The following is a 24,222-nucleotide window of genomic DNA, read 5'->3' on the forward strand; positions in this document are numbered from 1 at the left end:
CTCTCCGTTTCCAAATTCGTGGCTTCTATTGTGGTTAAAATCTGTTAACAACAAGCCCTAACCCTCATTTTGCTGAATTTATGGTTTGCGAGGGGCGTGATTATTATTCGCTCGAAGCAAACATATTGTTTGGCAGGACAGACGTGCTCACTGCTCATTGCTCACTGTTCATTGCTCCTCTCATGCACTACACCGCTACACTGCTACACCGCTACACCGCTACATAAGGCCGATACAGACATGCGACGAGGAAAACACAGAAAATGAGACTATAGAGTAAAAATATACTATATATTATATTATTATTTAATATATTAAATATTAGTATTTTATATTATTTGTTTGTTTTATCTTCTTATTTTACAAATCCGCTTATTCCGACATGCTATAGCTATAAATGTAGCGGTGTAGCGGTGTAGCAGTGTAGCGGATGCTGTGGTGTCTTGAAGCATATTACTCCCCTCTCCTTGGAGAGGGGGCGGGGGTGAGGCTGTTGGCGTGAGGCTGTTGGGTGATGAGGCTTTTTTTTTACCACTTTCTGAACAGCTCGAAACCGAACTTGCAGCCAAAGACGCGGTTGCCCCGTCCGTTGCTGGTGAAGAGTCCCACGGAAAACACTCGAGTCGTGAAGCCGTAGCCCACCTCGATGTAGGGATGGACATGATGGGCGTCGAGTGCCGAGACGTAGAAGCGCTCCATCTCGATGTAGTGGCCAGCCCATGGCACCCATGAGAGAAAGAGCAGCGGGGACTCGTAGGTGAGGTTCATGCGGAGATAATAGTCGGAACTCTCATAGGTGGAGGAGCGCAACAACTCGAACTGTCCGCTCCAGTCGTCATTCCATCCGCCGGGGATATTGTTTTCCCTAAAGTTTTCATAGCTGAGGAAATAAGCTCTCTTTCCCTTGGAAGAGTAGAAGCCAAGTCCGCCATGGGCTTGCAGCGACTGCAGTCGGTTGAACCGGTAGATGTATTCTCCGTTCATCTCCCAACGCTCATAGGCCGTGTTGGAGCGTAGAATGCCTTTGAAAGACCGGTCATAGTCAATGGTGAAGATGGGTCCGTCCCATCCGCCGGGCCGGTATTGCAGTTGCACGGCAGGGGCGAAGGATCGGTAGGTGTCCGTCCATCCAAACCGTCGGAATTCCAGTTTGTTGACAGCGGTTCTCTGCTGAAAGAGTAATCCCAGCTGTATGCCGAAAATGCTGTTGGCGTCGTAGTTGAGCACCAGTCGTCCGTCGGCTTGCCGGAATTCATGGAGGCGGTCGAGAATCGTGGAGAGTTGGCTGGTGTCGGGCAATTCTTTTTGGATGTCATTCCGCACCTTGTCGCTATGGATGTTGTTGCCGTTTCCTACTTCTAATTTCAAGTAAGCATTTTTGCGTTTATGGAAATAGTAGTAGAGTGGCACGCGCCAATAAAACCGGTGCTGCTTGAAGGCGTAACCGCCTCGGAATCTCAATGTGATTTCCTTCTGATCAGAGAACTGGTAGTTGCCACGGAGATCAATCTTATAGGTGATGCCGCGGTTGTGGTCGTAGCTCATATAAAGAGGATTGAGCACAGGGTTGAGTCGGATATAGCCTTGGTTGTTGACGCCAAAGTTTGACTTGAAGCGGTTGAGGGCGTTGTTGCCGATGACATCCCACAGCACATCCTTGACAAAGTCGTGTTTCTTGGGCATATTGACCTTTGTGAGCTCCACGGAATCTCTTTTGTATTTCTCGGTGAACATCTGGGTATAGAGCTGCAGCTCTTTGGGTGAGAGCGTGTCGGGTCGCAAGGACGACATGAGCTCATAGTCATCGCGCTTGGGGAAGGAGTCCACGGGAGGCTTCGGTCGGTGATAGCAGGCCAGCGCTTGCGCCCTGAGTTTGTTGCCGAGCAGGCCGAACCGGGTCTCAGCCTCACATTGCTGTGGCAACAGGGTGGTGAAGCCCTTATCGCCGGGTGTGATGTTGAGCGTGAAGTCGATCATGTCGTATTCGCCTTTCAGCGTGCAGCGGAGGACGCGGCCAGTGTAGTAGTCGACCAGTGCCTCCCCGCTGACCAGTTGCGTGTTGTCGCGGCGTGGGCGAAAGGTGATGCGTGCGGTGCCGTTGAGGAGAAAGGCCACCCGATAGCGATAGAACTTGCGGTTGTCGGCATGGAAAGGCGAGAGGAGATAGTTCTCGATGATGGTCGTGTTGTAGATGTTGGGGTAGAGATAGCTCAGCACCCGGTCCCAGGCCTGCCGTCCGCGCGGTATCGTCGTAGTGTGCAAGAGCACTTGAGTGTCGGATCGTCTGCGCTTGTAGATGTTGTTTGAGAAAGTCTCGCTGATATAGTGGCGGTTATGTCCATGAGCGATGACATAGAGCGATGGCACCAGCATGAGCAGCGGGTTTTTCTTGTCGATGTCTATCGTGAAGCGGTTGTAAGCATAGGTGGCGTAGCCCTGCATGTGTGTGGTATCCACCGTGGCGGCATAGTGAAACACCCGATGCAGCAGTGCTGTGTCAGCGCGCTCTCTTGCCCTCAATGGCAGTGCCATGAGAGCGAAGAAAGCAAGGATCAGAATCTGATGCCAGCCACGATGAATGTTCATAACCGATTTCTTTTCTCTTTCCGGTTCGAAAAATGCTTAGTTATCCAATTCGCTCAGTTCCAGCCATCTCATGCTCTTCTCATCAAGTTCATCTTTAAGCTTAGGCAGGCGTTTGCTTTTCTCTGTGAGCTCCTCTACGGAGAGCTGTCCGCTGCAGAGTTGCGTCTCCAGCAGCTTCTGCTCGTTTTCCAATTTCTCGATGTCGGCGGTGAGCTGCTCAAACTCTCGTTTTTCCTTGTAGCTCATGCGGCGTCGGGTGTCGTGGTGATAGTCTTTCTTTGCGGGAGCTTTGTCGGCCCTGCTCTTCTCTTTCTCGCTGTCCTCTTTTGATTTCAGCGCGCTCCATTCGCGATACTGCGTGTAGTTGCCGGGGAAGTCCTTGACGACGCCCTCTCCCTTGAAGATGAGCAGATGGTCCACGACCTTGTCCATGAAGTAGCGATCGTGGCTGACCACGATGACACAGCCTGGGAAGTCTTCGAGATATTGTTCCAGCACCTGCAGGGTCTGGATGTCGAGGTCGTTGGTAGGCTCGTCGAGCACCAGGAAGTTGGGATTGCGCATGAGTACGGTGCAGAGGTAGAGCTTGCGGCGTTCGCCACCGCTGAGCTTGTAGACATAGTTGTGCTGCTGCTCCGGTGTGAACATGAAATAGTTGAGAAACTGCGAGGCCGTCATGTGTCGTCCCCCGCCGAGATCGATGTAGTCGGCAATGTCGGTGATGACATCGATGACCTTCTCGTCATTGTTGAATTGCAGCCCCTCTTGGGAGAAATAGCCGAAGCGCACCGTCTCGCCAATGTCGAACTTTCCGGAATCCGGCGGCACGATGCCCAAGAGCATCTTGATGAAGGTAGACTTGCCGGTGCCGTTGTTGCCGACAATGCCCATTTTCTCGAATCGGGCAAAGTTATAGTAGAAGTTGTCGAGGATGATCTTCTCGTTGCCCTTCGAGTCGGTGAATTTTTTTGAGACATATTGGCACTCAAAGATTTTCGAGCCAATATATACGTTGCTGGCCTTGAGCCTCATCTGGCGTTCCTCGATGCGCTGGTGGGCTTTGGCCTGCAGGTCGTAGAAGGCCTCCTCGCGGTAGCGCGCCTTGTGGCCACGGGCTTGTGGCATACGCCGCATCCACTCCAGTTCGGTGCGATATAGATTTTTTGCTCGTGCTATCTCAGCGGTCTGATTTTCAATGCGTTCCTGCCGCTTCTCTAAATAATAACTATAATTGCCGTGATAGGAATAAATCGTCTCGTTGTCGAGTTCCAGGATCACTTGGCAGACATGGTCGAGGAAATAGCGGTCGTGTGTCACCATCAGCAATGTGAGCGTGGAGCGTGACAGATAGCCCTCCAGCCAAACGATCATCTCAAGGTCGAGATGGTTGGTCGGCTCGTCGAGGATGAGGAAGTCGGGCTCGTTGAGCAGGGCGTTGGCAAGCGCCACACGCTTCTGCTGTCCGCCGCTGAGTTGTCCCATGGGCTGGTCGAGATCGGTGATGTGCAGCTGGGTGAGGATTTGCTTGGCTCTGAGGATTTTGTCGGGATTTCCCTCATGATTGAAGCAAGCGTCGAGCACGCTCTCCTCAGCGTCGAACTTAGGAGTCTGCTCCAGGAATCCGATGCGTATGTCGTTGCGATAGATGATCTGTCCCTCGTCATAGCCTTCTTTTCCTGCGAGAATCTCCAGGAGCGTAGACTTTCCGGTGCCATTCTTGGCGATGAGTCCTACTTTCTGCCCTTCGCCTACCGAGAAGCAGATATTGCGGAACAGCACCTGCGCGCCGAAGGATTTGGTGAGATTTTGTACGTCTAAATAAGGTGTCATGATTTTTGTGAATTTCAACCTTTGATTTCCTTGAGGATCTCGTCGATGTAGTTGAGGACCTCGTCTTTTCCCGTTTTCTTTTCCGAGCTGGTGATGAAATAGGGTGGAAGCGTCTCCCAAGTGTCGAGCAAGGCGTCCATCCACTGCTTGACATTGCCCTTGGCTTTCACTGGTCCGAGCTTGTCAGCTTTTGTGAAGACGATAGAGAAGGGGATGCCACTCGCGCCGAGCCAGTCGACAAACTCGCGGTCGATCTTCTGCTGCTCGTGGCGGATGTCGATGAGCACAAAGACGTTGCAGAGCTGCTCACGCTGAAGGATATAGGAGCGTATCATCTTGTCGAGCTTGTCCTGTACGGTCTTGGAGCGTTTGGCATAGCCGTATCCGGGGAGGTCGACGAGATACCATTCGTTGTTGATGATGAAATGGTTGATGAGCAGCGTCTTACCGGGAGTGGCGGAAGTCTTTGCCAAACCTTTGTGGTTGCAGAGCATGTTGATGAGACTCGACTTGCCGACATTGCTTCGTCCGATGAAGGCAAATTCCGGCTTGTTGTCTTTGGGACACAGCGACACTGTGGGTGCTGAGATGACAAATTGGGCTTTCTTGATGTCCATAGCTGAATGTTTTTGTGCAAAGATACTCATTTTTAACTAAAAAGCAATGATAGTTTTGTGGGAAACCTATTTTTTTACTACCTTTGCGCAAGAATATTAATACAAGGTAAAGAAAGAGAATCATTTATGTCTAAGAGATTTGCCGAACATACCGGTCTCGATCTGACGAAGATCAACGACGAGGTGTTGAAGGAATGGGAGAAGAACGACATCTTCCACAAGAGTATTGATGAGAGAGAGGGATGCCCTCAGTTTATCTTCTTCGAGGGTCCTCCATCGGCCAATGGTCATCCCGGTATCCACCATGTGCTGGCACGCAGCATCAAGGATACCTTTAACCGCTACAAGACCATGCAAGGCTTTCAGGTGAAGCGTAAAGCCGGATGGGATACACACGGACTGCCTGTGGAGCTCGGTGTGGAGAAGGAATTGGGCATCACTAAAAAAGATATCGACAACAAGAAATCTGATAAGTACATCTCGGTGGAGGACTATAACCATAAGTGCCGTGAAAACGTGATGAAGTTTACGGCTGAGTGGCGCGAGCTGACCGAGAAGATGGGATATTTCGTCGATTTGGATCATCCCTATGTCACTTATCACAATAAATACATTGAGACGCTGTGGTGGTTGCTCAAGCAACTCTATAACAAGGGTCTGCTCTATAAGGGCTACACCATCCAGCCGTATTCACCGGCTGCCGGTACTGGACTGTCGAGTCATGAGCTCAACCAGCCGGGATGCTATCGCGATGTTAAGGACACCACCGTCACGGCGCAGTTCCTCATCACGGATCCGAAAGCCGAGTGGACAAAGTGGGGTAAGCCTTACTTCATCGCTTGGACCACCACGCCGTGGACACTACCTTCAAACATCGCACTGTGTGTGGGCCCCAACATCGACTATGTAGCTGTGGAGACTTACAACCCCTACGATGGTGAGCCGATGACGCTCGTTATGGCAGAGGCTCGTCTGGGTGCTTACCTCAAAGCAGATCAGGAGTGCAAAGAGGGTGACCTGCCCACCTTTGACAAGGAGAAGAAGATCTGCCCTTGGAGAGTCGTTGACCGCATGAAGGGAAGTGAGCTCGTCGGAATGCACTATAGCCAGCTGATGAAATGGGTGAAGCCCTGCGAGAAAGTAGGGGAGTATCAGCCCGACTTCGTCAATGCTTATGCCGAGGCGCATCCCGACAAGGTCTTCGTCGGTGAGAACGGCAAGGATCGTTTCGTGGAGATGGAGAGCGAGGCCTTCCGAGTTATCCCCGGTGACTATGTGACCACAGAGGATGGTACCGGTATTGTGCACATCGCCTCTACCTTCGGTGCTGATGATGCCAAGGTTGCCAAGGATGCTCATGTGCCCGCTCTTTACTTGATCAACAAGAAGGGGGAGACACGTCCTATGGTGGATCTCCAAGGTAAATACTATGTGCTCGATGAACTCGACAAGAACTTCATAGAGCATTGCGTCGATGTGGAAGCTTACGGACATCACGCCGGTGACTATGTCAAGAATTCCTATGATCCGAAGTATAATCCCAACGGAGTATGGGACAAGAAAGCGTCGGAGAAAGCCGATGACTTGAATGTTATTATCTGCATGGAGATGAAGATGGAGGGCACTGCCTTCAAGATAGAAAAGCATGTCCACAACTATCCCCACTGCTGGCGCACCGACAAGCCAATCCTCTATTATCCCCTCGACAGCTGGTTCATCCGTGACACGGCCAAGAAGCAGCGTATGGTGGAACTCAACAAGACCATCCACTGGAATCCGGAGTCTACGGGTACCGGTCGCTTTGGCAATTGGTTGGAGAACCTCAACGACTGGAATCTCAGCCGCTCACGCTTCTGGGGCACGCCGCTGCCTATTTGGCGTGACGAGAACCGTGGCGAGAAGTGCATAGGCTCTGTTGAGGAACTCTACAACGAGATAGAGAAGTCTGTTGCTGCCGGTGTGATGAAGAGCAACCCACTCAAGGACAAGGGCTTTGTCGTGGGTGACTATTCTGAGGAGAACTACAACAAGATTGATCTTCACCGCCCGTACATCGACTATATTGTGCTCGTCAACGATGAGGGCAAACCGATGTATCGTGAGAGTGATTTGATCGACGTGTGGTTTGATTCCGGTTCCATGCCTTATGCTCAGCAGCACTATCCCTTTGAGGGAGAGATCAATGCCGAGGGCTTGAAGAAGACGGGTAAGAGCGAAAGCGAATACCGCGACGAACTCATTCACAGTACCTACACGGGAACTCCCGTGCCACCGGCTTTCTTCCCTGCCGACTTCATCAATGAGGGCGTTGACCAGACACGCGGCTGGTTCTTCACGCTCCACGCCATCGCTACGATGGTCTTTGACTCCGTCGCCTTCAAGAATGTCATCTCCTCAGGCCTCGTCCTCGATGCCAAGGGCAACAAGATGAGCAAGCACGTGGGCAATGTCACCGACCCCTTTGAGATGATCAACAAATACGGTGCTGACCCCGTGCGCTTCTATATGATGACAAACAGCGAGCCGTGGGATAATCTGAAGTTCGACCCGAATGGCGTAGACGAGGTGCGCCGCAAATTCTTCGGCACCTTATATAATACATATAGCTTCTTCGCCCTCTATGCCAATGTCGACGGCTATGATCTTGAGAATACTTCTTTGGAGGCTTCCAAGGAGCATCTCGTGGAGATCGACCGCTGGATCCTCTCCAGCCTCAACACGCTCGTGAAGGGAGTGCGCCGTGAGCTCGATGGTTATGACCCGACACGCGCCGGACGTCTGATCGATGCCTTCGTCAACGACCACCTCAGCAACTGGTATGTGCGCCTCAACCGCAAGCGCTTCTGGGGTAAGGAGATGAGCGACGACAAGCTCGCCGCTTACAACACGCTCTATACCTGCTTGATGACTGTGGCCAAGGTGCTTGCGCCCTTTGCCCCCTTCTCTGCTGACCAGCTCTATCACGATTTGGGCGGAAAGATGGAGAGCGTGCACCTCGAGTCGTTCCCCGTGGTCGACGAGAGCCTCATCGACACGGATTTGGAGCAGCGCATGGACATGGCACAGAAGATCACCTCGATGGTGCTGGCACTGCGCCGTAAGGTCAACATCAAGGTGCGTCAGCCGCTGCAGCAGATCCTGATCCCAGCTGTCGACGACAACCAGCGTAAGCATATCGAGGCTGTCAAAGACTTGATCATGAATGAGGTCAATGTCAAGGAACTCAACTTTGCCGAGGGACAAAGCATCTTGGTGAAGAAGGTGAAGTGCAACTTCCGTGTCATGGGCAAGAAGTTTGGCAAGCTGATGAAGGGTGTCGCTGCCAAGATGAACGGTCTGTCACAAGACGACATTGCGGCATTGGAGCGCGAGGGTAGCTTGAGCTTTGATGTTGACGGACAAAATGTCACTGTCGACGCTGCTGATGTGGAGATCATCTCTGAGGATATCCCCGGATGGCTCGTCAGCAACGAGGGCAATCTGACGGTAGCTTTGGAAGTGGAGTTGACGCCAGAACTTCGCAATGAGGGTATGGCCCGTGAGCTTGTCAACCGCATTCAGAACCTGCGTAAGGAGACGGGCTTGCAGATCACCGATCGCATCAACGTCACCGTAGCCCCCAATGCAGAGGTAGAGACCGCTGTGAAGTCTTTCGCTGACTACATCAAAGGCCAGGTGCTGGCCGACAGCATCACCGTGGCTGACAACGATGGCGTGGAGACAGATTTCGACAGCTTCAAGCTGAATATTAAAGTAGAAAAGGCAAATGCCTGATAATCAGATGATGATTCATCTGTGAATACATCTGACAGTCTATATCATTTTATAATGAATAGCAAAAAGAAAATTCTCACCGACGGCCGTTTGGCGTGGATCATCGTCCTCGCCATTCTGGTCGTCGATCAGTTGATAAAGATCTGGGTGAAGACCCACATGACATTGGGTAGCTCCATCGAGATCACCAACTGGTTCTACATTGCCTTCATCGAGAACAAAGGCATGGCCTTCGGCATGACGCTCGGCAGTAAAGTCGTCTTGAGTGTCATTCGCATCGTGGCTGTTTCGGCGATTGGCTGGTTTATTTGGCAAACCGTCAGACAGCACGGCCGCACACGCTATGTCGTCTTGCTCTCGCTGATCGCTGCCGGTGCCGCCGGAAATATCTTCGACTCCATGTTCTATGGGCTTATTTTTAGCAACTCTTCACCCGACTATGTCTCTTATTTCGTGCCCTTTGGCACGGGCTATGCAAGTTTTCTGATGGGACGCGTGGTGGATATGTTCTATTTCCCTTTGATACATGGCACTTTCCCGATGTGGTTCCCACTTTGGGGTGGTGAGTCTTTTACCTTCTTCTCTCCGGTTTTCAACTTTGCCGATGCCAGCATCACGGTGGGAGTCATCGCTATGTTGATTTTCTGTCGTAAGGATTTAGAGTCTTTCAATGCTACTGTTGACAAGGGGCTACACCGTGAGCATTCCGCATCCTCTTCGCCAACTGATGACGGGAAAGGAGGAAAACAATGAAGGGTCTGCGTCTGCTGTTGGTATTCTGCAGCATGGTCATGGTGCTGGCGATGACGGTGGGCTGCAAGCCCTCGGTACCCAGTACATTCATCTCGCCGGGCGACATGGAGGATTTGCTCTATGATTATCATATGGCAGATGCTATGGCAGAGCAAGCGAAGGGCAACTATGCTGAGAATGTCATCGCTTATCGCACTGCTGTCTTGAAGAAATACGGTGTCAGTCAGGAGAAGTTTGACACTTCGATGGTATACTATATGCGTCATGCCGATCAGCTTCATACTATTTATGAGCATGTTACGCAGCGCTTGCAAGACAAGGCACAAGAGCTTGGATCTTCGGTAGGAACGGCTGGAAGCTTTACTGCCAATGGCGACACCACGGACATTTGGAAAGAGAGCAGCTCTGTGGTGCTCATCCCGAATGAGCCCTACAACCTTTACTCCTTCTCGGTCAAGGCCGACAGTTCATATCATAAAGGTGACTCTTTCGTCTTAAACTTCCAAAGCGATTTCATCTATCAGGATGGTACAAGAGACGGTGTCGTGGTGCTCTCACTGGTCTATCGCAATGACAGCGTAGCACAGCGCGTCATGCATTTCTCCAGCTCTTCAAAATATGACCTATCCATCGATGATCCCAATTCTTTGGGAATCAAAGAGGTGAAGGGCTTCTTCCTCTTGGCAAGAAACAATGACATGAACAGTTCGATGACTACACTGAAAATGGCTTGTCTCAGCCACATCCATCTCTTTAGAGTGCACGCTAAGAAGAGTGCTGACGAAAATTCTGCGGCAGGAGCTACTGGACCCAATGGCCCCGATGGCTCTCCACAGCCTTTACCGGCAAATGCGCAAATGCAGATGGCTCCGGATACAATGCGAAGGCAGTGATGATTCTGAATTCATCATTCATCACTCAACATTCATCATTCATCATTTTAATAATTCAACATTCAATATCATGTTATCAGTAGATCAATTAGAAGACAAACTCATCGACTTGGCTTTTGCTGAGGATATCGGTGATGGAGACCATACCACTTTGTGCTGTATTCCAGCGGATGCCATGGGCAAAAGCCATCTGCTTATCAAGGAAGACGGTATACTTGCCGGTGTCGAGGTAGCAAAGAAAGTGTTTGACCGTTTCGATCCTACGCTGAAGGTGGAGGTGCTCATTGGTGATGGGCAGCCGGTGAAGAAGGGCGACATTGCCATGATCGTTTCGGGTAAGACGCGTTCGCTCTTGCAGACTGAGCGTCTGATGCTCAACATCATGCAGCGCATGAGCGGTATCGCTACCATGACACATAAGTATGTGGAACGTATTGCTGGCACCGGCTGTCATGTTCTCGACACGCGCAAGACTACACCGGGTATGCGTATGCTGGAGAAGCAGGCTGTAAAGTTGGGTGGGGGCATGAACCATCGCATCGGTCTTTTTGATATGATTCTGTTGAAAGATAACCATATTGATTTTGCCGGCGGAATTGCCAACGCCATCGACCGTTGTCATCAATATTTAGCAGACAAACATCTTGATCTGAAGATTGAGATTGAGGTGCGCGACTTCGATGAGTTGCAGCAAGTGTTGGACAAGGGTGGTGTGAACCGCATCATGCTTGACAACTTCTCTGTTCCTGACACCAAGAAAGCCGTGGACATCATCAACCATCGCTTTGAGACTGAGTCCTCCGGTGGCATCACTTATGACACGATTCGGGACTATGCCGAGCAGGGAGTAGACTTTATCAGCGTAGGTGCGCTCACACACAGCGTCAAAGGTCTTGACATGAGCTTTAAGGCTTGTTGAAAATAAATAATCAGACTATGAAAATCAAATCTCGTATTTGCGGCATCACCGTGGCAGCACTTGCTATGTGCGCTACACAAGGTGAGGCTTGTACTAATTTTATTGTAGGAAAGAAAGCATCTGTCGATGGCTCTGTCATCTGCAGCTACAATGCCGACGACTACGGCATGTTCATAGGATTGGCGCATTATGCTGCCGGGACACATAAAAAGGGAGAGATGCGCGACATCGTAGATTGGGACACGCATAAATATATTGGTAAGATTCCTGAGGCTCCCGTCACCTATAATGTCATTGGCAACATCAATGAGTTTCAAGTAACCATTGGCGAGACTACCTATGGCGGCCGTGAGGAGATGGTCAATCCCGATGGAGGCATAGACTATGGCTCGCTGATCTATCTCGGCTTGCAACGCTCACGGACCGCGCGCGAAGCCATCAAGGTGATGACAACGCTGGCTCAAACCTATGGCTACTGCTCCGAAGGTGAGACATTCACCATCTGCGACCCTAACGAAGCATGGATCATGGAAATGCAGGGCAAAGGAAAAGGAGAGAAGGGCGTCGTTTGGGTGGCACAGCGTATTCCCGACGATGCCATCTGTGGCCATGCCAATCAAAGTCGCATTGGCAAGTTCAATATGAAAGACAAGAACAATGTGATGTATGCCAAAGACGTGGTTGCTTTTGCCCGTAAAAAAGGATGGTTCAGTGGCAAGGATGCAGACTTCAACTGGAAGATGACTTACGCTAAGCCGGATTTCAGTGGACGCCGCATCTGTGATGCCCGTGTTTGGTCGTTCTTCAACCGCTATGCCAAAGGCATGGACAAATATCTGCCTTGGGCTCTTGGCAAAGACACTGCAGCTGAGGATATGCCCTTGTGGGTGGTGCCCAGTCGTAAGCTGAGCGTGCAAGACGTGCAGGTGGCCATGCGTGACCATTACGAGGGTACACCGATGGCGATTGACTCCACCGACATCGGCGGAGGTATATGGCAGATGCCATACCGCCCCACACCTCTTTTCTATGAGGTGAACGGAAAGAAATACTTCAACGAGCGACCGACAAGCACTCAGCAGACGGGCTTCACTTTCGTCTCTCAGATGCGTTCATGGCTGCCCCGTAAAGTGGGTGGCGTGCTGTGGTTTGGCAACGACGATGGCAATATGGTGGCTTACACCCCGATCTATTGTGGAAATACTGTGCAACCCGAATGTTACAACACACCAGGTGCCGACGCGCTGACTTTCTCCATGAAGAACGCTTATTGGGTATGCAATTGGGTGAGCAATATGGTGTATCCACGCTACTCACAGATGTTTCCCAGTCTGAAAGCAGTCCGAGACTCTTTGGAGCAGAGCTATTTTGCCCGTCAGAAAGAAGTGGAGGACAAAGCTGTGGCAATGGCCGCTACCAACGAAGATGCTGCCGCACGTTATCTCAACGACTATAGCAACACAGTGGCTCAGCAGATGCTGGCCCGATGGAAGCAACTTGCTTTCTATCTGATTGTGAAATACAATGATATGACCGTGAAGCCGGAGAAAGACGGCAAGTTCCTGCGTACGCCGGAAGGCATCGGAGTAGCTGTGAAGCGTCCCGGCTATCCTGAAACTTATCGTGAGCAAATCGTTAAGCAAACCGGCGATCGTTATGAGGTTCCCAATAAGTAAAGGGGTTTTCTAAGGGAACAGACGAAATCTTTAGAATGTCAGTTCTCCCACATAAAAACAAACGTCTGAGATGTATTCCTTATAAGGAAATATCTCAGACGTTTGTTTTGTTGGGTTGATATTTATAATTACAACTCAATATTTCTTTTGGCAATTGAAGTTTTTATCATTTCTCAGGAGCCAAAGGGATCTTCTTGACACGTCGCTCATGGCGTCCACCCTCAAATTCTGTAGAGAAGAACTCATCCATGATTTTCTTAGCCATGTCATTATCGATGAAACGGCCTGGCATGACAAGGACATTTGCATTGTTGTGCTGGCGGATCAAGTGAGCCACTTCAGGAATCCAACAAAGTCCGGCGCGAATGCCCTGATGCTTGTTGAGCGTCATGGCAATGCCTTCACCGGAGCCACAGATGCCGATGCCCGGATAGACTTCGCCAGACTCTATGCCTTGTGCAAGCGCATGGCCAAAGTCGGGGTAGTCGCAACTCTCCTCGGTGAAAGTACCATAGTCTTTATAAGGTATGTTGTGCTCATCAAGATATTTCTTGACGTACTGTTTCAAGGCAAAGCCGGCATGATCACTTGCCAGTCCTACTGTTTTAATTTCCATCTCGCGTGTTTTTTATCATTTAGAATTAACGAGTATATAACGTCAGATGAGCAATGGTATTGTCTACCATTGCTCATCTTTTATTTATATACAGCAGTTCATTACTTGCCCAAGAAAGCTTTCACCTGCTTGTAGACATTCTCACCGGTATATCCGAGCTTCTCATCAAGTACCTTGTAGGGTGCAGAGAAGCCGAAGCTCTTCATGCCATAGATACGGCTGTTGGGACCGATACCTACCAAGCCTTCGAGAGTGACGGGCAGTCCGGCTGTCATACCGAACTTCTTGACGTCGTAGGGGAGAACGCTCTCCTGATACTCTTTAGACTGACGACGGAAGAGACCTTCAGAAGGAGCACTGACCACACGTACCTTGATGCCGTCAGCACGAAGGGCAGCACAGCCAGCCTCAAGCGTGGATACTTCAGAGCCACTGGCGACAAGGATGACATCAGGATTCTCGTCTGAGCCTGCAACGATATAGGCACCCTTGCGAGCCTGCTGATAATCATTACCCTCAGGCAGTTTGGCGATACCCTGACGGGAGAAAATCAGTGCAGTCGGAGTGTCCATGTTCTCCATTGCCATCTCCCAGCAAACGGTAGTCTCATCAGCATCGGCGGGGCGGAACACACGCACGCTGTCTTGTCCCTTATGGTTTTGCAGCTTCTCCATCAAGCGAATTTGTGCTTCCTGCTCAACAGGCTCATGGGTAGGACCATCCTCACCAACACGGAAGGCATCGTGAGTCCAAATGAACTTCACGGGTACGCCCATCAGTGCTGCCAAACGAACAGCCGGCTTCATGTAGTCAGAGAATACGAAGAAGGTACCGCAAGCAGCGATGACACCGCCATGGAGCATCATACCAATGCACATATCGGCCATCGTCAACTCTGCCACACCAGCCTGGAAGAAGGCACCAGAGAAGTCGCCTTTCTTCAGCGAGTGGGTCTGCTTCAAGAAGCCGTCAGTCTTGTCAGAGTTTGACAAGTCGGCAGAAGCACAGATCATATTAGGTACTTGCTTAGCAAGCTCTGCCAAGCAAGCAGAAGATGCGGCACGTGTCGCGGAGCCTTCCTTTTGCTGTACCTTGCTCCAGTCAATCTTCGGAGCCTTGCCGGAGAACCATGTGTCCATCAAGGCTTTCTTTTCAGGATTGGCCTTTGCCCACTCTGCTTCTTCTGCGCGGCGTGCTGCTACAATCTTCTTTAACTCCTCACGACGGTCGGCATAGAGCTTCTTTACATCATCAAAGATGACAAAAGGATTCTCGGGATCACCGCCTAAGTGCTTGATCGTGTTGATGTAAGCGCCATCGCCTAAAGGAGCGCCGTGGGTTTTCACGTTGTGCTCATAGCTTGTGCCGTCAGCTTTCACGGCGCCACGCCCCATGATTGTCTTGCCGATGATGAGAGTAGGACGCTCTTTCTCTGTCAGGGCTGCGTCCAATGCCTTGCGGATCTCTGCGACATCGTTACCATTGATCTCGATGACATTCCAATTCCATGCACGGTATTTGGCTGCGGTGTCCTCGTTCATGACATCTTTGGTCTCTGTAGACAGCTGGATATCGTTGGAGTCATAGAACATGATGAGATTGTTGAGACCTAAGGTGCCGGCAATTCGGCCTACACCTTGTGAGATCTCCTCCTCAACGGCACCATCGGAGATATAGCAATAGATATGGTGTTGCATCATCACACTACCCAGACGGGCTTCAAGGAATTTCTCGGCAACGGCGGAGCCTGCTGCGATAGCATGGCCTTGGCCCAAAGGACCGGAGGAATTCTCAATGCCATGCATCACATCGAGTTCGGGGTGACCCGGGCAGGGAGAGCCCCACTGACGGAACTGTTTGATGTCTTCGAGTGAGAATTTGCCCTGGAGCGTCAGTGCGCTATAGAGCATAGGGCTCATATGGCCAGGATCCAAATAGAAGCGGTCGCGGCCTGTCCATGTGGGATCCTCGGGATCATAGATCAAGTACTCGCTGAAAAGTACATTGATAAAGTCTGCACCACCCATAGCACCACCGGGGTGGCCAGAGTTAGCTTTTTCAACCATCGAAGCAGCCAGAATACGAATGTTGTCGGCTGCGCGATTCATCAATTCAATGTCGTTCATAATATAATATAGTAAGTGATAAGATCTTGTTTTCTATTTTGCTGCCTTATACTTGACAGCTGCTTTTTCTATTTCAAGTCCTTGCTTGTAAGCTTTGATATACGCGTCGAATCCTGCCACATCCTCAGGTGTTGGGCTGATCTCTGTACCCGTGTTGCCGGCGAAGACGCGCTCATCAAGGAAGTCGGGCAGACTCTGACCCTGCTGGCGGTGGATGCAATAAGAGGCCAACAGTGCTATGCCCCAAGCACCTCCCTCACCGGCAGTCTCCATGACAGAGATCGGCGAGTTGAGAGCTGCTGCTAAAATGCGCTGGCCTACGCCTTTCGTGGTGAAATAACCGCCATGGCCTGTGATGCGGTCTACTGTGATCTTTTCATCTTTAAACAAAATGTCGTTGCCAATCTTCAGCACACCGACAGCGGCATAGAGTTGTGTGCGCATGAAGTTGGCAAGTGTAAACTTGTCGTTGGCGGCACGCACAAAGAGTGGACGACCGTCAGCAAGTCCTGCAACGGGCTCTCCTGATACATAGTTGTAGGAGAGCAGACCACCACAGTCAGCGTCGCCTTCAAGTGCTACGTTGAACAGACGGGTGTAGAGCTCATTGGTGTTTTGCTTGATGCCTAATATCTTTGCGTATTCATCGAAGATATTCACCCAAGCGTTGATCTCGGATGTGCAGTTGTTGCAATGTACCATAGCCACGGGAAGCCCGGCAGGAGTAGTGACAATGTCGATGACGGAATAGGGCTTGGAAAGATTCTTCTCCAACACGATCATGGAGAAAGAGGATGTGCCGGCGGATACATTTCCTGTACGCACCTTGACAGCATTGGTGGCTGCCATACCGGTTCCAGCGTCACCTTCCGGTGGACAGAGGGGGGTGCCTGCCTGCAGATGACCGGAGACATCCAGGAGCTTGGCACCTTCTTCGGTGAGTGTTCCGGCATCTTCGCCAGCTAACAACACCTTTGGCAAAATGTCAGTGAGATGCCAGGAAAGATGTTTAGGAGCAATAAGCTTTTCAAACTTCTCGATCATCGATGCATCGAATTGCTTAGTTTCCGGGTCGATAGGAATCATACCGGAAGCATCACCGATGCCAAGTACTTTCTTGCCTGTGAGTTGCCAATGGATATATCCGGCAAGTGTCGTAAGATATTTGATGCTGTTGACATGGCTCTCGCCATTGAGGATAGCCTGATAAAGATGAGAGATGCTCCAGCGAAGAGGAATGTTGAAGTTGAACAGTTTGGAGAGTTCCTCAGCAGCCTGTCCTGTGTTGGTGTTGCGCCAAGTACGGAAAGGTACGAGGATCTTGTTGTCCTCACCAAAGGGCATGTAGCCATGCATCATGGCGCTAATGCCAATGGCAGCGAGCCTTGTGATCTCTATGCCATATTGCTCTTTGACATTTTGGCGAAGAGAGGCATAGCAGTCTTGAAGTCCTTCCCAAATAGCCTGAATGCTATACGTCCAAAGTCCGTCGACAAGTTGGTTCTCCCACGTGTGACTGCCTTGTGCGATTGGCTTGTTCTCCTCGTCAATCAGCACAGCCTTGATGCGTGTGGATCCGAATTCGATACCTAGGACGGCACGACCGGATTCTATGATTGTTTGAGCGTTCATTTGTTTCTGATTAATGTCATATCCGACAATGCTCTATGACGGGCATTGCCGGATTTTATAGGTTTCAATTAGCGGAGAGCCTTGTTCAGCATATAGTACATCTCGTTCCAGCGGAGCTCTTTGCGGAACTGCTCGTAGTCGGTGTCCTTGTTGATGATACAAGCCTCCATGTCGGCGATCTCAGCAAAGTCACGCCAATACTCGTCGGTCAGACCGAAACTGAAGCAGGAGTGGTGTGTTCCGCCGGCATTCATCCAGCAGCCTACACCCACCTCAAATGTGGGCTCAGGAATCCACAGAGCAGATGCTACTGGAAGCTTCGGCAGTGGCTGGCTCTTGATGAGGTTGACATCGTTGGCGATCAGGCGGAAGCGATTACCCATATCCACGACAGTGGCTGTGACGCCATGACCTTGCTTGGCTGTGAAGACAAGACGGGCTGTAGGAGTCTTGCGCACGCCGATGCCGAGGAAGTGAACCTCCAGCCGTGGCTTCTCCTCTGCGATATCCGGATTGACCTCGAGCATGTGAGACTCCAGGATAGAGGTGTTGTCACCATCGAAGTTGAGTGTGTAGTCCTCCAGGAATGAGGTGCCACCTTCCAAACCTTGGCTCATGAACCATGTGGTGCGATAGAGACAGGCACTCTTCCAGTCACCCTCTGCGCCGAAGCCATAGCCGTCGTGCATCAGACGCTGAGAAGCCAAGCCCGGAATCTGGTCGAAGCCACGACCGGTCTCTTCCACGTTGACATCGCCTAAGTCGTCGAAGTTGGTGGTGAAGCCCTTGGCGCCATAAGCCTTCAATACGGCACGAAGTGTCAATTCTGCCTTGGCAGAGTTCCAGATCTTCTTGTACTCGACACTCTTCTCGTCCTTCAGTGCATCAGCCACAGCATATTCCTTGAAGTAGACATCATGTACAAGGGCATCGACATCTTCGTCTTTTACCTTGTCGAAATACTCCATGACTGTAGAGAACTGCACGTAGTCGACGTGATAGCCCAGTACCTGCTCAAAAGCAACCTTGTCACCGTCGGTCACAGCGACGTTGTTCATCTGGTCACCGAAACGGATGATGAGGCAATCCTGAGCATCAGCAACTCCGGCGCAGACACGCTCCCAAACAGCGATATGCTTGAGTGTCTTCTCATCTTTCCAGTAGCCGATGACAGTCTTACGAGGCTTGCGCAGACGAGAAAGGATATGAGCGAACTCGCGGTCGCCGTGAGCACTCTGATTGAGGTTCATAAAATCCATGTCGATGGTATTCCATGGAATCTTTTCGTTGTACTGAGTATGTAAGTGGAGGAGGGGTTTGCGAAGGATCTGCATGCCCTTGATCCACATCTTTGCGGGAGAGAAGGTGTGCATCCAGCAGATGACACCAATACATTTGTTGTCAACGTTGGCGCGGGCCATGACATCTGCCACTTCTTTTGAGCTGTTGGCAGTACCAGCATATACAACCTTGACGGGTAGCAGGCCTGAGTTGTTCATTCCTTCTACCATCTCTTTAGAGTGTCCGTCTACTTGTTTGACAGCGTCGCCTCCGTAAAGAAGCTGTGCACCTGTGACAAACCAGATCTCGAAATCATTAAATGCTTTTTCCATGATGATTGTTTGGTTGATAACGTTTTTAATATAATTTGATTGTGGAAATTCTGATGACTATTTTTTCTTTTTTTGTCCGTAATAAGCGTTGGGACCGTGCTTACGAGAGAAATGCTTCTCCACGAGCAATGGATTCATCTTGGTCTGTGGATTCACAGAGAAAGAGACGAAAGCCATCTTGGCAACTTGCTCGGCAACGACGGCATGATAGACAGCCTCATCAGGATCCTTGCCCCAGGTGAAGGGGCCATGGTTCTTGACAAGAACGCCCGGAGTATGCACATAGTTGATATGGTCTTTCTTGAACTTATCTACGATTACAACACCCGTGTTGTACTCATACTCATCCATCTGATCCTTTGTCATGTCATCTGTACATGGGATGGCATCGTGGAAATAATCAGCGTGTGTCGTACCGATATTGGGAATGTCGCATCCTGCCTGTGCCCAAGCCGTAGCGTAGGTGGAGTGGGTGTGTACCACACCACCTATCTCTGGGAAGTTGCGATAGAGGACGAGATGAGTGGGAGTATCCGATGATGGATTCAGATCGCCTTCCACTACTTTTCCTGTCTGCAAGTCCACGACAACCATATCGCTGGCTTTCATGGTGTCGTAGCTGACACCGGACGGTTTGATGACGACGAGACCTTTCTCGCGGTCAATGCCAGAGACATTGCCCCAGGTGAAGAGTACCAACTGATGCTTTACCAAATCGAGGTTGGCACGATATACTTTTTCTTTTAATTCTTCTAGCATGATAGTTATAACTTAAATTCTGGATCTTCGTCATACGCTTTGCTGTTGAATCGATAGAGTGCAGCGCCGCGTTTGGAGGTCAGTTTGTCTATTTTGTCGGTTTTCTCAATGAAATCGATTTGTTTGATACGCTTGCGGAAGTTGCGCTTGTCGATTTCTGTGCCTAAGATGGCTTCATAGACATGCTGCAACTGTGTCAAGGTAAACAACTCCGGCAGGAGGTTGAAACTCAGTGGCTCTGTGTTGATGTGACGCCGCAGCATCGCCAGGGCATCTTTAACCATGGTGTTATGGTCGGAATAGAGTTTCGGCATGTTTTCCACCGGCACCCATTCGAGGCCGTATCGCTCACGGAGGGAATCGTCGTAGTCCTTTACGTTGATCAGTGCACAATAGGCTACGGAAATGACACGTTCTCCCGGATCACGGTCTATGGCTCCGAAGGCTCCTACCTGCCGCATATAGAGCTTTTGCAAGCCTGTGAGATCTTGCAGAACTCTTTGGGCAGCTTCGGTCAGACTTTCCTGAGGCCCGACGAAGCCGCCATAGAGTGACCATTCGCCTCGGCCTGGATCCATCTGTCGCTTGCCGATAAGCAACTTCAGCTTGTCTTCTTCAAATCCAAAGACTATGCAGTCGACAGAGACCCAAACTTTAGAGTGTTCACTATAAAATCCTGTCATGGGTATTGGGGATTAGAAGAAATACCAATAGAAGGCACCGCAGAGTGCAATCACACCCAAAGTGGCAATGATGTCTCCAGTGCTCCAACTGTCGCGGATCTGCTTGCGGTATTCCGGTGTGAAGGTGATAGCGGCAATTTGCTCCTGAGAGGGAGCCTTGGTGAACATGGAGATGACAAACATCATCACAATGATGAACACCAGCAACCAGCACTCAAAGATCAGCCAGTTGGTCTGCCAGAACCATGCGGTGTTCTCCCAGAAGGCACCTGTCATTGCGGCATCGCCGTTATGAGTAATGACATTGGTGACGAGACGGAGCATACCGATCACGAAACCACCGATAAGTCCCCACTGTCCTGCCATAGGAGTGATCTTCTTGGAGAAAATACCGAGAGAGAACACGGCTACCATGGCTGGTGCCAGCAATGACTGGATGTTCTGCAGATAGCTGTAGAGAGTATCCATACTCATCATGATTGGCATCCAAGCCAAGCCCAGGAGTACGACAGCGACGGTAGCCAAACGACCGACGAGCACGTAGTGAGCCTCGCTCTTGCCCGCACGCAACGGCTTATAGAAGTCCTCGGTGAACAGAGTCGCACAAGAGTTGAAGAAGGCAGCAAGTGAAGTAACCAAAGCACTGATGAAGCCGATGGTCACGATGCCTTTAACACCGGCGGGTAACACATCTTTTACCATCAGGGCAAAGGCAGCGTCGGTGTTGTTCATTACCAAACCATATTTAGCAGGATTAGCAGCCAGAGCGGCAGCAATCATACCAGGTATCAAGAACATGAAGACAGGCAGAAGCTTGAAGTAGCCTGCACAAATAGTACCACGACGCGCACGCTTCATCACGACGGTGTTGTCCTCACCTTTGGTCTGTCCCAGCACACGTTGTACGATATGCTGGTCGGTGCACCAATACCAGAATCCGATGATGGATGCTCCAATGAAGACGACGAAACCAGGATATTCGTGATACATAGGATCACCCTCACTCCAGTGGAACATGTGTGTGGTGCCGTAGCCATTGTGAAGATGGCTGCAATAGGTCATCATGTTGCTCCAACCCTGAGTGATGCTTCCGTCGCCCAGTGTAGCCAAGCCAAGGAAGAGTACAAGGAAAGAACCGATGATTAGGATTGGAGTCTGGATGGCAGACATTGTCATCACGCCCTTCATGCCACCGAAGATGGTAAAGACGGCTGTGATAAAGATCAGTCCCAGGGCACCATACCAGAAGGGAATGCCAAGCAAGTACTCAAAGAAAATACCACCTGTGAAGGCTGTTACACTCACTTTGGTGAGCACGTATGCCACCAGTGTGATGATGCTCAGCCAAGAGCCGGTAGCCTTGGTATAGCGGAATTTAAGGAATTCCGGCATCGTAATGATTCTTCCCAATTTGTTGTTGAGCAACTGATAGAAAGGTACGAAGAGCCAGCCCAGGATGAGGATCATCCAGCCTTGCATCTCCCAGTGGGCCATACCTACACCATCTTTTGCACCGGTACCTGCCAAACCGACAAGGTGCTCCGAGCCGATGTTCGCAGCGAAGATAGCTGCACCGATTACCCACCAGGGCTCGCCTTTGCCGAAGAGGTAGTCCTGGCTGTCAGCACCCTTCATCTTGCGCTTGTCTTTGATGATACTTCTGTAGACGGCGATTGCCACTAAGCCTATACCAATGGCAAGAACCACCCAGTCAAGCCAAATAAATTCTTTTGCGTTCCAGTTCATAGTTTTGTTTTTAGTATTGTTTGTTATGAGAATCGGTTATTTCTTCACAGAAAATTTATATACGAGGTGACTGTAGTAAGTCTGTCCTGGTTTGAGATAGGGATTAGAGATCTCCCAGCCTTTTGTCTTTTGGACAATTTTTGTAGGGCTGTCAGGGTATTTCTGACTTTCAAAGCAGACACTGACATGTTTGGGATATTTGATACCGTGTTTGCAAGGAATGCCTGTACCCTGGAAATTACCGGTGTAGACTTGTAGTCCCGGCTCATTGGTAAACACTTCAAGCAGAATGCCGGTCTTGGGTGAGAAGAGGCTTGCAGCTACCTGCGTATCATCGCCTTTACCATTTTTGAAAGTATTCAGGCACCAGTTATGATCGTAGCCTGTGGCATTGTGGATTTGGTCGAAAGTGGTATCGGTGATGGTCTCTTGAATAGCGTGGGGCTTGCGGAAGTCCATCGGTGTGCCGGTCACGTCGCGAATTTCACCCGTCGGGATGTATTTAGCGTCAGAAGGGGTGAACTTGTCGGCATTGATGTACATAACCTCATCTGTGCCGACCTTAGAAGGATCGCCATTAAGATTGAAATAGGAGTGGTTGGTCATGTTGATGACCGTCTCCTTGTCAGTAGTTGCCTTGAAAGTGATGTCGAGTGTGTTGTTGTTCTTCACCAAATAGGTGGCAGTTGCTTTCACAGTTCCGGGGAAGCCATTCTCACCGTCAGGGGCCGTGATGGCGAAGGTCACACTGCTGTCGGTCTTTGACTGAACATCATATACTTGATGGAGCCATCCGGTGTTGCCGCCACCATGAAGGGTGTTCTCATTGTCGTTGACACGAAGCTTGTAAACTTTACCACCTACAGTGATCTGTGCATTCTTGATGCGGTTGGCATAGCGCCCGACACTGGAACCATAGTCAGAAGGGCTGTTCAATGTATCAGCATACTGGCGGATATTGTCATAGCCGAGCACTACGTCTGTAGGCTTGCCTTCTTTATCCGGGACACAGAGAGAAACGACACGACCTCCGTAGTTGGTCAGGCAAACTTCCATGCCGTTGTTGTTCTTCAAAGTGATGAGTTCTACCTTCTTTCCATTCAATGTGGTGTCAAAGGCAGCCGGATCAAGACCGGATACGGTGCGGCTGGCGGTTTTGTTGCCGGCACATGATGCAAGTGCCAGCAGGCAACCTCCTGCGATACCTAAGTAGTTTTTGATATTTCCCATGTCTGTTTTATAGTTATTTGGTTTTATTGGTGGTAAAGTTACAATATTTTTTTGTAAGTTGTATCACATTCAATGTGAAATTTTTGAAAAATAGTACTTTTTACACTTTTAAAGTGAAATTGGGGCGTATTTACTCTATTATCAGCGTGATTTGAACTCATGTTCTGCTTACTTGTGTATCTGTCTTGTGATAGGTGTATGTTGCTCATAAGTTTACTGTTGGGTCTATGATGTTGCTGTCTTAAGAAGCTTTGGTTTGCTCATTAGCCAAGCGCTTAAGAGGATGTCTTCTTGCACTATACTGTGCCGAACTTTAGAATAATGTCATGTATTGTCGGGAAAACTGTCAATTTTGCGTGCCAATGGCTGCGATTTTCCGTGCAGACTTGTCCTTGACACCAAATTTACGTGTTTTTCGGCATTTTTTATAATGTATTGATAATCAGTGCTATACATTCGTGAGTGAGTTTTTGTCCTTCCCATTTTAGTTATTTTATCTTGTCATCTCAGTTGTTTTATCTTGTCATCTCAGTGTTCTGACCTTGTCATCTCAGTGTTCTGACCACATAAAACAACTGTTTTCTCACGCTCAACTCACTGTTTTCATCGGGAGTAGCTGCAAAAGTGGGTTTTTCAACGTGCTTTTTCCTGTTTTCCTATTTTGCGCCACCCAAGACCGATTTTATGGTCAGTTAGATACAGTTCTCTCAAGACGCGTTATTTTTTAGCGTCATTTTGCAACACAATGTCGTATAATTCCTTTTGTTTG

Annotated in this window: 16 protein-coding genes; 5 read left to right on the forward strand and 11 right to left on the reverse strand. The window is 49.9% G+C overall.

Annotation, left to right across the window (positions count from 1 at the left end):
* Window positions 1–528: 528 nt before the first annotated feature.
* From FYJ73_RS10540 to yihA, 3 genes are read right to left on the reverse strand one after another with little or no spacing between them, the layout of a single operon-like run.
* Complete coding sequence (locus FYJ73_RS10540) at window positions 529–2,586, reverse strand: DUF5686 family protein (RefSeq protein ID WP_235899321.1); 2,058 nt, start codon at window positions 2,584–2,586, stop codon at window positions 529–531.
* 36 nt (window positions 2,587–2,622) lie between these two features.
* Window positions 2,623–4,416 (reverse strand): ribosomal protection-like ABC-F family protein, encoded by a 1,794-nt coding sequence (abc-f, locus tag FYJ73_RS10545; RefSeq protein ID WP_154534679.1) that lies wholly within the window; start codon window positions 4,414–4,416, stop codon window positions 2,623–2,625.
* 14 nt (window positions 4,417–4,430) lie between these two features.
* On the reverse strand, window positions 4,431–5,033 hold the full coding sequence (yihA, locus tag FYJ73_RS10550) for a ribosome biogenesis GTP-binding protein YihA/YsxC (RefSeq protein WP_154534680.1): 603 nt from the start codon (window positions 5,031–5,033) through the stop codon (window positions 4,431–4,433).
* A 126-nt stretch (window positions 5,034–5,159) separates the two neighbouring features.
* On the opposite strand from yihA, the gene ileS reads away from it, so the two are divergent.
* The 5 genes from ileS (at window position 5,160) to FYJ73_RS10575 (ending at window position 13,048) form a co-directional block, all read left to right on the forward strand.
* Window positions 5,160–8,807, forward strand: a complete 3,648-nt coding sequence (ileS, locus tag FYJ73_RS10555; RefSeq protein ID WP_154534681.1) for an isoleucine--tRNA ligase — start codon at window positions 5,160–5,162, stop codon at window positions 8,805–8,807.
* Between the two features lie 54 nt (window positions 8,808–8,861).
* Entirely contained in the window at window positions 8,862–9,560 is a 699-nt protein-coding gene (locus FYJ73_RS10560; RefSeq protein ID WP_154534682.1) for a lipoprotein signal peptidase, read from the forward strand.
* The gene (locus FYJ73_RS10565) at window positions 9,557–10,453 is read left to right on the forward strand and encodes a DUF4296 domain-containing protein (RefSeq protein WP_154534683.1); all 897 of its coding nucleotides are present in this window, start codon (window positions 9,557–9,559) and stop codon (window positions 10,451–10,453) included. The genes FYJ73_RS10560 and FYJ73_RS10565 overlap by 4 nt, the downstream gene beginning before the upstream one ends.
* 70 nt (window positions 10,454–10,523) lie before the next feature.
* On the forward strand, window positions 10,524–11,372 hold the full coding sequence (nadC, locus tag FYJ73_RS10570; RefSeq protein WP_154534684.1) for a carboxylating nicotinate-nucleotide diphosphorylase: 849 nt from the start codon (window positions 10,524–10,526) through the stop codon (window positions 11,370–11,372).
* Window positions 11,373–11,437: 65 nt separating this feature from the next.
* Entirely contained in the window at window positions 11,438–13,048 is a 1,611-nt protein-coding gene (locus FYJ73_RS10575; protein ID WP_235899322.1) for a dipeptidase, read from the forward strand.
* Between the two features lie 166 nt (window positions 13,049–13,214).
* Here the strand turns inward: FYJ73_RS10575 and rpiB are convergent, their stop codons facing one another.
* The 8 genes from rpiB to FYJ73_RS10615 all read right to left on the reverse strand — a co-directional run bounded on the left by rpiB (window position 13,215) and on the right by FYJ73_RS10615 (window position 23,453).
* Window positions 13,215–13,664 (reverse strand): ribose 5-phosphate isomerase B, encoded by a 450-nt coding sequence (gene rpiB / locus FYJ73_RS10580; protein ID WP_154534686.1) that lies wholly within the window; start codon window positions 13,662–13,664, stop codon window positions 13,215–13,217.
* A 101-nt stretch (window positions 13,665–13,765) separates the two neighbouring features.
* Window positions 13,766–15,790: a transketolase family protein gene (locus FYJ73_RS10585; protein WP_154534687.1), complete on the reverse strand. Its 2,025-nt coding sequence runs from the start codon at window positions 15,788–15,790 to the stop codon at window positions 13,766–13,768.
* A gap of 33 nt (window positions 15,791–15,823) precedes the next feature.
* Window positions 15,824–17,422, reverse strand: a complete 1,599-nt coding sequence (locus tag FYJ73_RS10590) for a xylulokinase (RefSeq protein WP_154534688.1) — start codon at window positions 17,420–17,422, stop codon at window positions 15,824–15,826.
* A gap of 68 nt (window positions 17,423–17,490) precedes the next feature.
* The gene (gene araA, locus FYJ73_RS10595) at window positions 17,491–19,035 is read right to left on the reverse strand and encodes an L-arabinose isomerase (protein ID WP_154534689.1); all 1,545 of its coding nucleotides are present in this window, start codon (window positions 19,033–19,035) and stop codon (window positions 17,491–17,493) included.
* Window positions 19,036–19,092: 57 nt separating this feature from the next.
* The gene (locus tag FYJ73_RS10600; protein WP_154534690.1) at window positions 19,093–19,794 is read right to left on the reverse strand and encodes an L-ribulose-5-phosphate 4-epimerase; all 702 of its coding nucleotides are present in this window, start codon (window positions 19,792–19,794) and stop codon (window positions 19,093–19,095) included.
* Window positions 19,795–19,799: 5 nt separating this feature from the next.
* Window positions 19,800–20,477, reverse strand: a complete 678-nt coding sequence (locus FYJ73_RS10605; protein WP_154534691.1) for an NUDIX hydrolase — start codon at window positions 20,475–20,477, stop codon at window positions 19,800–19,802.
* Between the two features lie 12 nt (window positions 20,478–20,489).
* Window positions 20,490–22,223, reverse strand: coding sequence for a sodium:solute symporter (locus FYJ73_RS10610; RefSeq protein WP_154534692.1), 1,734 nt, complete (start codon window positions 22,221–22,223; stop codon window positions 20,490–20,492).
* Window positions 22,224–22,259: 36 nt separating this feature from the next.
* Entirely contained in the window at window positions 22,260–23,453 is a 1,194-nt protein-coding gene (locus tag FYJ73_RS10615) for an aldose epimerase family protein (protein WP_154534693.1), read from the reverse strand.
* Window positions 23,454–24,222 lie beyond the last annotated feature (769 nt).

The organism is Hallella mizrahii (assembly GCF_009695775.1).
Classification (GTDB): Bacteria; Bacteroidota; Bacteroidia; order Bacteroidales; family Bacteroidaceae; genus Prevotella; species Prevotella mizrahii.

Coding starts and splice junctions, on each gene's coding strand:
- FYJ73_RS10575 (WP_235899322.1), top strand. CDS start 11,438: ATGTGCGCTACACAAGGTGAGGCTTGTACTAATTTTATTGTAGGAAAG.
- FYJ73_RS10585 (WP_154534687.1), bottom strand. CDS start 15,790: ATGAACGACATTGAATTGATGAATCGCGCAGCCGACAACATTCGTATT.
- yihA (WP_154534680.1), bottom strand. CDS start 5,033: ATGGACATCAAGAAAGCCCAATTTGTCATCTCAGCACCCACAGTGTCG.
- FYJ73_RS10540 (WP_235899321.1), bottom strand. CDS start 2,586: ATGAACATTCATCGTGGCTGGCATCAGATTCTGATCCTTGCTTTCTTC.
- FYJ73_RS10610 (WP_154534692.1), bottom strand. CDS start 22,223: ATGAACTGGAACGCAAAAGAATTTATTTGGCTTGACTGGGTGGTTCTT.
- FYJ73_RS10560 (WP_154534682.1), top strand. CDS start 8,862: ATGAATAGCAAAAAGAAAATTCTCACCGACGGCCGTTTGGCGTGGATC.
- FYJ73_RS10590 (WP_154534688.1), bottom strand. CDS start 17,422: ATGAACGCTCAAACAATCATAGAATCCGGTCGTGCCGTCCTAGGTATC.
- FYJ73_RS10615 (WP_154534693.1), bottom strand. CDS start 23,453: ATGGGAAATATCAAAAACTACTTAGGTATCGCAGGAGGTTGCCTGCTG.
- rpiB (WP_154534686.1), bottom strand. CDS start 13,664: ATGGAAATTAAAACAGTAGGACTGGCAAGTGATCATGCCGGCTTTGCC.
- abc-f (WP_154534679.1), bottom strand. CDS start 4,416: ATGACACCTTATTTAGACGTACAAAATCTCACCAAATCCTTCGGCGCG.
- FYJ73_RS10600 (WP_154534690.1), bottom strand. CDS start 19,794: ATGCTAGAAGAATTAAAAGAAAAAGTATATCGTGCCAACCTCGATTTG.
- araA (WP_154534689.1), bottom strand. CDS start 19,035: ATGGAAAAAGCATTTAATGATTTCGAGATCTGGTTTGTCACAGGTGCA.
- nadC (WP_154534684.1), top strand. CDS start 10,524: ATGTTATCAGTAGATCAATTAGAAGACAAACTCATCGACTTGGCTTTT.
- ileS (WP_154534681.1), top strand. CDS start 5,160: ATGTCTAAGAGATTTGCCGAACATACCGGTCTCGATCTGACGAAGATC.
- FYJ73_RS10605 (WP_154534691.1), bottom strand. CDS start 20,477: ATGACAGGATTTTATAGTGAACACTCTAAAGTTTGGGTCTCTGTCGAC.
- FYJ73_RS10565 (WP_154534683.1), top strand. CDS start 9,557: ATGAAGGGTCTGCGTCTGCTGTTGGTATTCTGCAGCATGGTCATGGTG.